The 8,345-nt window shown below is 43.1% G+C and carries 11 protein-coding genes and 1 pseudogene; 8 read left to right on the top strand and 4 right to left on the bottom strand.

Annotated elements, in window-relative coordinates; all coding sequences use genetic code 11:
* Positions 1-70 precede the first annotated feature (70 nt).
* Entirely contained in the window at positions 71-415 is a 345-nt protein-coding gene (locus NG42_RS11090; protein WP_053115702.1) for a Rha family transcriptional regulator, read from the bottom strand.
* A gap of 86 nt (positions 416-501) precedes the next feature.
* Positions 502-681, bottom strand: a pseudogene (locus NG42_RS23500) (hypothetical protein); the annotation flags it as partial.
* A gap of 270 nt (positions 682-951) precedes the next feature.
* Between NG42_RS23500 and NG42_RS11085 the strand changes: the two are divergent.
* From NG42_RS11085 to NG42_RS11060, 8 genes are all read left to right on the top strand, one after another.
* A complete protein-coding gene (locus tag NG42_RS11085) occupies positions 952-1,233 on the top strand; it encodes a type II toxin-antitoxin system RelE/ParE family toxin (RefSeq protein ID WP_052899382.1) in 282 nt (93 codons plus the stop codon).
* Positions 1,233-1,535 (top strand): HigA family addiction module antitoxin, encoded by a 303-nt coding sequence (locus tag NG42_RS11080; protein WP_052899381.1) that lies wholly within the window; start codon positions 1,233-1,235, stop codon positions 1,533-1,535. Before NG42_RS11085 ends, NG42_RS11080 begins: the two co-directional genes overlap by 1 nt.
* Before the next feature lie 449 nt (positions 1,536-1,984).
* On the top strand, positions 1,985-3,310 hold the full coding sequence (locus NG42_RS11075; RefSeq protein ID WP_052899380.1) for a tyrosine-type recombinase/integrase: 1,326 nt from the start codon (positions 1,985-1,987) through the stop codon (positions 3,308-3,310).
* 113 nt (positions 3,311-3,423) lie between these two features.
* Positions 3,424-3,882: a hypothetical protein gene (locus NG42_RS22000; protein ID WP_082203873.1), complete on the top strand. Its 459-nt coding sequence runs from the start codon at positions 3,424-3,426 to the stop codon at positions 3,880-3,882.
* The gene (locus NG42_RS21995) at positions 3,879-4,103 is read left to right on the top strand and encodes a helix-turn-helix transcriptional regulator (RefSeq protein WP_072133191.1); all 225 of its coding nucleotides are present in this window, start codon (positions 3,879-3,881) and stop codon (positions 4,101-4,103) included. Before NG42_RS22000 ends, NG42_RS21995 begins: the two co-directional genes overlap by 4 nt.
* An 83-nt stretch (positions 4,104-4,186) precedes the next feature.
* Positions 4,187-4,936 carry a hypothetical protein gene (locus NG42_RS11070; RefSeq protein ID WP_053115701.1) on the top strand — a complete coding sequence of 250 codons (750 nt, stop codon included), beginning with the start codon at positions 4,187-4,189 and terminating at the stop codon, positions 4,934-4,936.
* Between the two features lie 151 nt (positions 4,937-5,087).
* Complete coding sequence (locus NG42_RS11065) at positions 5,088-5,642, top strand: recombinase family protein (RefSeq protein WP_053115700.1); 555 nt, start codon at positions 5,088-5,090, stop codon at positions 5,640-5,642.
* 275 nt (positions 5,643-5,917) lie between these two features.
* The gene (locus tag NG42_RS11060; protein ID WP_052899378.1) at positions 5,918-6,532 is read left to right on the top strand and encodes an inovirus Gp2 family protein; all 615 of its coding nucleotides are present in this window, start codon (positions 5,918-5,920) and stop codon (positions 6,530-6,532) included.
* A 57-nt stretch (positions 6,533-6,589) separates the two neighbouring features.
* Here NG42_RS11060 and NG42_RS11055 read toward each other — a convergent pair whose 3' ends face one another.
* The gene (locus NG42_RS11055) at positions 6,590-7,150 is read right to left on the bottom strand and encodes a hypothetical protein (RefSeq protein ID WP_156322035.1); all 561 of its coding nucleotides are present in this window, start codon (positions 7,148-7,150) and stop codon (positions 6,590-6,592) included.
* A 223-nt stretch (positions 7,151-7,373) separates the two neighbouring features.
* Complete coding sequence (locus NG42_RS11050; protein ID WP_052899376.1) at positions 7,374-8,174, bottom strand: hypothetical protein; 801 nt, start codon at positions 8,172-8,174, stop codon at positions 7,374-7,376.
* Between the last annotated feature and the right edge of the window lie 171 nt (positions 8,175-8,345).

Below are 8,345 nucleotides of genomic sequence, written 5' to 3'. Positions count from 1 at the left end.
CCTATGCTCAAACTGTAGGGCAGGATCGTCTACCGGGGTGGGGTCAGTCCAAACTGTAGGGCAGGATCGTCTACCGGGGTGGGGTCAGTCCAATACGCTCAGAATTACGCCCACGAACTAAGCGGCATATGTAATCAAACTGGTCACTGTTTAAAGGAACATATTTGGTGATCGTTGAACCTGTGGCCTGCGAGCACGTCTCCATTTGAAACGGAAGCGTACCCAACTGGCGTAACTCTGAATTATGCTTTTGAATCAGCGCATATAGGTTTTTGTGCTTAACCCCAATACGCTTCGCGAATACTCGTGAATCGATTCGAGACTCCTGCTTGTACTGGATACAAATTTCTTTCTGGCTGGCTTCAGGGTGAATCTGGCCGCTGCCAGCTAAGGCAGTAATTTTTTTCTGAGTCATTTCTATTGCTCCGAATTAGTCTTTAATTAGAGCCGCCGCGACAGCGTTTAAGATGCTGCAATACTTTGTGCGCAAATCCACGCAAATTAATTTCTTTTCGTTGATAAGGCGATTTTGCGTGTAATTGCACAGTGAGACTGCCAGGCCGATTTGCGGCTGTAAGGGTTGTTGACGTCCTTAGCAGTAGGTGGATTACGTCCCCACCACAGCACATCGGAAAGCAGCCAGGCGCAACTGCTGCGGGCAAAGTGATAACGGGCAGGAAAGCTCTACAGGATTGAATATTAAATTTTAATCTATTGATTTTTAATCAAAATCTCTATTTTAATTTCGATCCATGCCCCCAAATGTGCCCCCATTTCTTTTGGTAGGCTGTGATCGTAAATAAAACAGACACCCCACTACACGGTAACAAAAGTTATGACCTCAATAATGGGTGGCGAGAACATTTTCTGAACAATTTATCAGCTTGTAGTGTTGCTTGTCGGGAAACATATGATATTCTGTTTCCCGTCAGGAAACAGGGAGAAGGACTCGTGATAAAAAGCTGGAAGCACAAGGGACTACAAAAGCTTTATGAGAGAGATGACACCAGCGGGGTACAGGCTAAAGATGCTGAACGCATCAAGCTGCGGTTATTGGTACTCGATGAAGCGACAACAACGGATGATTTCAAACATTATCCTGGCTTCAAATTTCATCCGTTGAAAGGTGACAAACAGAATCTTTATTCAATAACCGTGCGTGCAAACTGGCGGATCACTTTTGAGTTCAGAGACGGTGACGCCTATATATTGAATCTGGAGGATTATCACTGATGACTATGTTCACCCCCCCACACCCAGGTGGCCTGATTACGGAGTATCTTGAAGACTACGACGTTAGCCTCCGCTCGCTGGCAAAAGATTTAGGCGTTTCGCCTTCTGCACTTAGCAAGGTCGCCGCAGGTAAAACAGCGATTAGCCCGGAAATGGCATTGCGGCTTGAAGTAGGTCTAGGTATCGCCGCCAGCCTTTGGTTATCAATGCAGGCAACATATGATTTGAGCAAAGCGCGTGAGACGGTCGATATTTCGCATGTGAAACCGTCACCCTATACTCAGAATGTCCGGCCACGCTAAAATTTTTCCTTTGCAGAAAAGCTGCCATAGATAATAAGTTCGCATGGATTATGCCCTGCGAGCTTTAATGTCTTCTGCTGATAACGCTGGCATCCCGGTAGCTGAACTTTGGATAGCTTCAGATGCGACACTTCAGACGTCAGCGAACCAGATAATCAGTGTTCACGGGTGTTGCTGGGGATTTGTAGACTTGAGGAGACAACAACAGAAGAAAAGATGGTACGCCCTACAGGATTCGAACCTGTGACCTACGGCTTAGAAGTGCGAAGGTAATAGGCTTCCAAGCCTCTAAATAATCGCATTGTATTTATAATATTTTAATTAAAACAACAGTATAAACAAAAAATCTCATTGACGGAAATTGATGGGCGTTGATCTTTATACCCTCAATTTACTTACACCAGCCGTTACATTAGCATCTGGTGTAAGTATTCAATAAGGAGCTACAAATGGCGTCTTCGAGACAAAAACTCACCTTTGAACGATTGCGTAGATTTGAACTATCTGAAGGTAAATCGCAAGAGTTTCTTTGGGATTCAGACGTAACAATGCTGGCCTGCCGTGCAACTAAAGGAACAAAAGCATTTATCTTCCAGAGTGTATTTCTGGGGAAAACTCTGCGCATGACGATTGGCAAGATTAGCGACTGGAAAATTGATGATGCACGTACTGAAGCACGAAGACTTCAGATGCTTATTGATACAGGGATCGATCCCCGCATTGCTAAGGCAGAGAAAATTGCTGCCGTAGAATCACAACAGGCCGAATCACGCAGAGGGAAAGTTATCTTCTCTGCTGCCAGGGAAGAATATCTCAAAGAACTAAAAACGGGCATCAGCGCCAAAACTAAACGCCCTTACTCACCACGCTACCTTGCGGACCATATCAGGCTATCGGATCGTGGGGGAAAGGCTAGAAAGATAGGTGATGGTGTAACTATTGCCGCACCATTAGCATGTTTCCTTGATTTACCTTTATCAGAAATCTCCACAGTGCTCATTACTGAGTGGCTAACAAGAGAGAGACAAACCCGCCCGACGGTCACAGCCAACTCATACCGTATCCTTCGAACATTTTTGAAGTGGGTCGAGGACCACAAGCAGTTTCAGGGGATTATACCTGTTGACCTCACCCAAGACCGTAATGTCAAAAAAATGGTGCCAGTATCTGCCAGTAAAGCAGATGACTGCCTTCAGAAAGAGCAGTTGAAGAGTTGGTTCACTGAAGTAAGACGGTTAAGCAATCCTGTGATTTCAATCTATCTCCAGGTTCTTTTGCTCACAGGGGCACGGCGAGAGGAAATAGCATCTCTACGTTGGACCGATATTGATTTCAAATGGTCCAGCATGCGGATCAAGGATAAGGTTGAGGGCGAACGTATTATCCCACTGACACCTTATGTCTCAACTATTCTGTCTGAACTTGCTAGAACGTCAAAAAGTGATGTTAGTGAAGATCGCTGGGTCTTCACCAGTAAAAGTAAGACTGGGAAAATTGTCGAGCCCCGAAAGGCACATAACCAGGCATTAGAGCAGGCAAATTTACCCCATATCAGTTTACACGGCTTACGTCGAAGCTTTGGAACACTATCAGAATGGGTGGAAGTACCAACAGGTGTTGTAGCTCAAATCATGGGGCACAAACCGAGCGCCCTTGCGGAAAAGCATTACCGCCGACGCCCGCTAGACCTTTTGAGAAAATGGCATGAAAAGATTGAGACATGGATCTTAAAACAAGCAGCAATTCGCGAAAAAAACAGTGTCGATCTGCGTTGATTTAATTAAAAATCAAATGGTTACATTTTGCATGAGTGAATTGACAGAAATGGATTTTCAGGTAAGAATTCCAACCGTATCCTTCATAACCACTTTTTAAACAGGAGATAAACATGATGATAGATTCAAGTATTGAATCCACTGTAATCAGCCAGGAGGCGATCAGAACTCGATGGGATTTGCATTCAACAGAACCTTATCAGGCTGATAAAATCTCAGTATCTTGGGAACAAGTCATCAAGCATTTGAAAGACGTGAAGTGTGGTTTTGATAAATCAGTGGCGCACGCCAAAGCAAAATGTTCATTGCTCAGGAAAAGAATGCGCAACATTACGCTGCATAATGTTGTTGCACGTCTTATGCCTTGCAAAGCCCAGGCATCAAGATCTCATCGATGTGGGACAAAATCAGCAAAAAACTCTTCATCGTCAGATTCAAGTGATGGTAGTGACCCCGATCCTGAAACTGTTTCCCCCTCGCTCAAAGTAGCTTCTTTCAAAAAACCCCTTCAAAAATTAATACAACCCAATGCTTTCTTTGCCCATATCTTAAACAATGAGGTGGCAAAATGAACGCATTCGAACTCTCAGACACCACCCAGCCACAACTCATTTCAACAACTGAGTTAGCTAAAATCATTAGCTATAAATCCCAAACCATTCGCAAATGGCTTTGCCAGGATAGATTACCTGAAGGATTGCCTCGACCAAAAAAAATCAATGGTCGCCATTATTGGTTACGTAATGAAGTCGCAGAATTTATTGCTACATTTTCTGTGCGAGGAAATCTGTAAACACATGAATCAGGCGGCTATTCTGCATCAACAGATGCAGAATAGCTCTCCTTTTATCGAACCCTGACAACTCTGGAATTCACATGGCAAAGAAAATAACATCCCTGAATATCAGCGATGTATCAATAGAAACGGCTGACATGATTGGAACCGCTTTAAATATATCGCGCTCCGCTGCTTTTGATTACGTAATGTATGCGTATCGCCCCTTTGCGAGTCGAGTTAGCCATCACAATAATGAAGTGAAAAAACTCAGAGAGCTTTTATTAAATCAAACGATGGATGCACATTTATCCTCCATACGAGGCATACCAGAAATCACTCGTGAGGAATTTTTTTTGGCGGGCTGGAAAAGCCATATCAAAAGCCAACTTAACATACCCAGCTTTGAACATTATCGGCATAACACCAGTAATGGGACAATGAGCAAAGGCGAGAAAAAAATCATAGAGGAACAGCTTGAAGGCTTTGTCGATACTTACCGAATGAGAGGAGCCATTCACATTAAAACCGATCGTATCGTTGATAAAAATGGTCCTAACGTCAAAGGGTATTCCAACACAATACTCATTAAAAAGACTTCGTGGAATGGTTATTTTTTTGACTTTAATAATATAGTGCTCCTACCTATTTCCGACCTTATCATTCATGGTGTCAGAGATGTTTTAAAACGCAAAGAAATTTATTCAAATTCTCCTTATGTTTGCTGGATAAACATTTATCACACCAATGAACTGGCAGTCATGGTTCCAATCATTCAAGAAGATGAGGTATCAGATCACCGTAGAAATGAAAAAGTGATTATTGTCATCAATCCTTTTACAGAGGTGTGAAAAAATAATTAATGACACCCAACTTATTAAAAATCGACATTACTATTAGTGGGTTTAGGCTAGCCACTATGAAAATGATAATTATTTGCAATAAGAAAAGTGAGGAGCATATGCTCTGCATGCACTCACCTTTGTCACGGAGATCATAGATGTGAACTTTTTCCACTATCAGTTATGCAAAAACTCACAAGAAGCAAGAGAAATAAAGAAACACCCTTCCTACCTAGAGATCAATAAGGAGTTTGCAATTTCAGAGGGAAATGTGGCAATTGAGATTGCTGGGTATGAGCGGCGAATATTAAAAGAACTCATAAACAAAATAGGCAAAGGAGACACACTCGTTCTGACAGATTTAAACAGTCTGGGAGATACTATTGATGATGTGTTGGATACGCTATTTTCTTGCTTCAAGAAAGATATCAACGTTTACTGTTATCATCCCTATAGCAGAATTGAACCATCTGCTGAAAGCTGTATGTCTTTTCTAATATCGGTACAAACAGGGATAGATATTCAGAATCTTAAATCAAGCAGAAGTAAGCATAGGAGAATCAAGAAACCGCTTGGACGAAAAGAAGGCAGTCAGCATAAACTCAGTATCTACACACTCAAGTTGAAAGGGTATAAACAATCAGAGGTAGCAAGAGAATTAGGAGTCAGCTTATCCACAGTTAAACGAAATTGGAGAAACGGAATTATCGGTTAATTCAGCAAGCTAATTGCAGAGTAACTTTTAAACAGTCATCACAGGCTGGGGCTTACTTCATCTCAAATTTAGATGTAGGAAATGGTATTATAATGGCTGCATACCCTTGCAACTAATTAATGGATAACTAAGGGTACTATTAATAATCAGTGTCCATACTAAGATCTGATGCCAGTATATACTCCTAATCTTGAGTAAGTATAGCCCTGCCTGTCTGGTGATAACGAATACGGTCCCTTATAGACCGTAGGATCAATTACACAGGTATATATATTATGAAAACGTACAGAGGGACACACGGATTACACAACGAAGATAATCTTGATCAAATGATCGAAGTAATTGAAAACGCGAACAATGAATTTAGCAGCATCATGGCTTTGCGTGTTGATCTTCATTATCCCCCTAACCTTGAAGATACAGTTTGCTGCTTCCACAATTGCGAACCAGGAGCAATATCCCGGTTCATTAACTCATCGAATGAGATACTGGAAGCCAGCGAGCGGCGCAGGGAGCGTAACGGAGTCAGGGTTCATCCTAATACCTTACGTAGTATGTGGGCCAAAGAATTCAGTAAGTCCGGGAAATGCCACTTCCATACCTGCCTGGTGTTTAACAAGCAGGCGTATTATTATTTAGGAGACGACAAGAGTGAAGACTCGTTGAAAGGGATGATCACCAAAGCCTGGTACAGTGCATTAGGACTGGAACTGGATGACTACCCAGGGCTGGTTCATTTTCCTGAGAACTGCAAATATATTCTGGACAAAAATTCACCTGACTATCTCTATAACTATGGCATGCTGTTTGTACGCTTGGATTACCTGACCAAGCTTGATAGTAAAATTTACGAAAAGGGTGAAAGGAACTTCGGCTGTAGCCGGAAATAGCAGTCTTAAAAGGCCTTCTCTGCGTGGGAAGGCCTTTTTACGTCAGCACACCAGCGATTAAGTAACCCTTTGACCGATTGTTATTGTCGAACTCAGCAACACTTCCATGAGTGAGCCTCGTGTTTCGTGGGCAGCCAGATAACGGTCTTCATCCATTCGTAACCCTTTCCAGTAGCGGAGATAGTAGTAGCCGAACTGTTGATAATCTCGTGGGAATTGCTGATCCAGCCATGTCATATCGAATTTAGCTCCTGGCTCCTGCGAGTGAACTTCAAAGATTGGTAAATCTTTCCCCAGATTGCTACGAGTGATATACCTGTGGGCATCTTCGATGGACTCAACAACAAAAAAAGAATTGAGGCGAGAGGGCAATTCCAGACATTTCAATTCAGGGTTACCTATTCTGAAAAATTCCAGCCAGAATTCTCTGTAGGCTTCGTTTCCCAGCAAGTTAGTTTGAGGGGGGACTATTTGCTGTGAAGGGAATTGTTTAATACCAACGTGGCGAAATTGTTTCCAGTACACGTGACCAAATACAGAAGTAGTTTGCTCTGATAGCTCAATTGTCATGCCCTGCCGTAATCGAGCGCCCATATCTACATGATAGAATTTATACAATGTCTGAAACTCCTTAATTATTTAATGACCATATTGCACGATAGCTGACCTCTGGCCTTCTCTGCATTAGTAGCCCTTTTTTATATCGGGGGCGGGCCCCTATCGCATGTTTGTAAGGCACAAGATTGAATGCAATTTACATGAAAAAAACGATGCCCATAAGCCAATGAATTATTCACAAGCGATATGAGATTATGATATATACCTGAAGTGCATCGGGTAATTATTCATCCTGCAATTGCTGATTGTTGAGAAGACCAACTCTGTACCGCTCAATTGAACGGGCAAAGCGTTCCTCCTGAGTCCACGTCGTGGCATCGCGTTCTGTCAACTTTGTGATTCCATTCACATAACTTTCTGATAACGGGATGATGAGGGGAAAACTGCTCTTTTTCTTACCACCGGTTATCTGAGTTCCGCCCTTCAGCCAACATGCGATCAGGTGCACATTCGCAGGATCCCAACTAGCTTGTTGAGTCCGGTTTATCCTTTTGATCCGATAGTAAAACTGGTGCTGCCCGTTGCGAGTTTCGTGATTTGCCATCAGCATTAGCATAAGGGGTATGCTCCACTCTGGTAGCCAGGTATGTCGCCACATCCCGATGCTGTCAGCCACTTCGACCATACGGGTAAATTCCTTAAGCGTGAGCTGGCCTTGCCCACCACGAAGGTGCCGACAAATCAGATAAGAGCCCAGAAAGGTTGCAGGCTCCATGAATCGCTCACGCCTTAAATGTGCTTCTACCAACGATAGCGATTTTTCATTGCGATCCAGTGCGTAAAATCTCTTCGACTCTGACCCTAAAGGGCAAAACTCCTCACTAGGTTCTTTTTTTGCGTGGCTAAAGCGTGGTGTAAAATCCTCACTTGCAACAAGAAGCCCCTTTTGGTGAACCGATTTGTCACAAACAATACAGCAAAGCTCCGGCCAGGATTTCTTCTCTTTACCCGATATCAAATTGGCGTATTGATCGAGCGTGATGATTCTCCTGATCCCGTTCTCAACTAAAATAGCTGTTTCCATAAGCCCTCTAATGATTTATCGCATCACTCTTCGTCAAAATCCCTTCCCCGCAATTTCCCCACCTTCATCCGCATTGTGTGCGACATTTGATCTTCATTATCATTTCGAAGCCCTAGCATGACGTTATAGCCTGCAAGCAGATCCCGGTCGCCAAGCCTCAGAGGTTCGTCC

Source organism: Winslowiella iniecta (assembly GCF_001267535.1).
In the GTDB taxonomy this organism is placed as follows: domain Bacteria; phylum Pseudomonadota; class Gammaproteobacteria; order Enterobacterales; family Enterobacteriaceae; genus Erwinia; species Erwinia iniecta.
The sequence above is the reverse complement of the archived record's forward strand: the minus strand, read 5'-3'. Positions and strand labels throughout refer to the sequence as shown.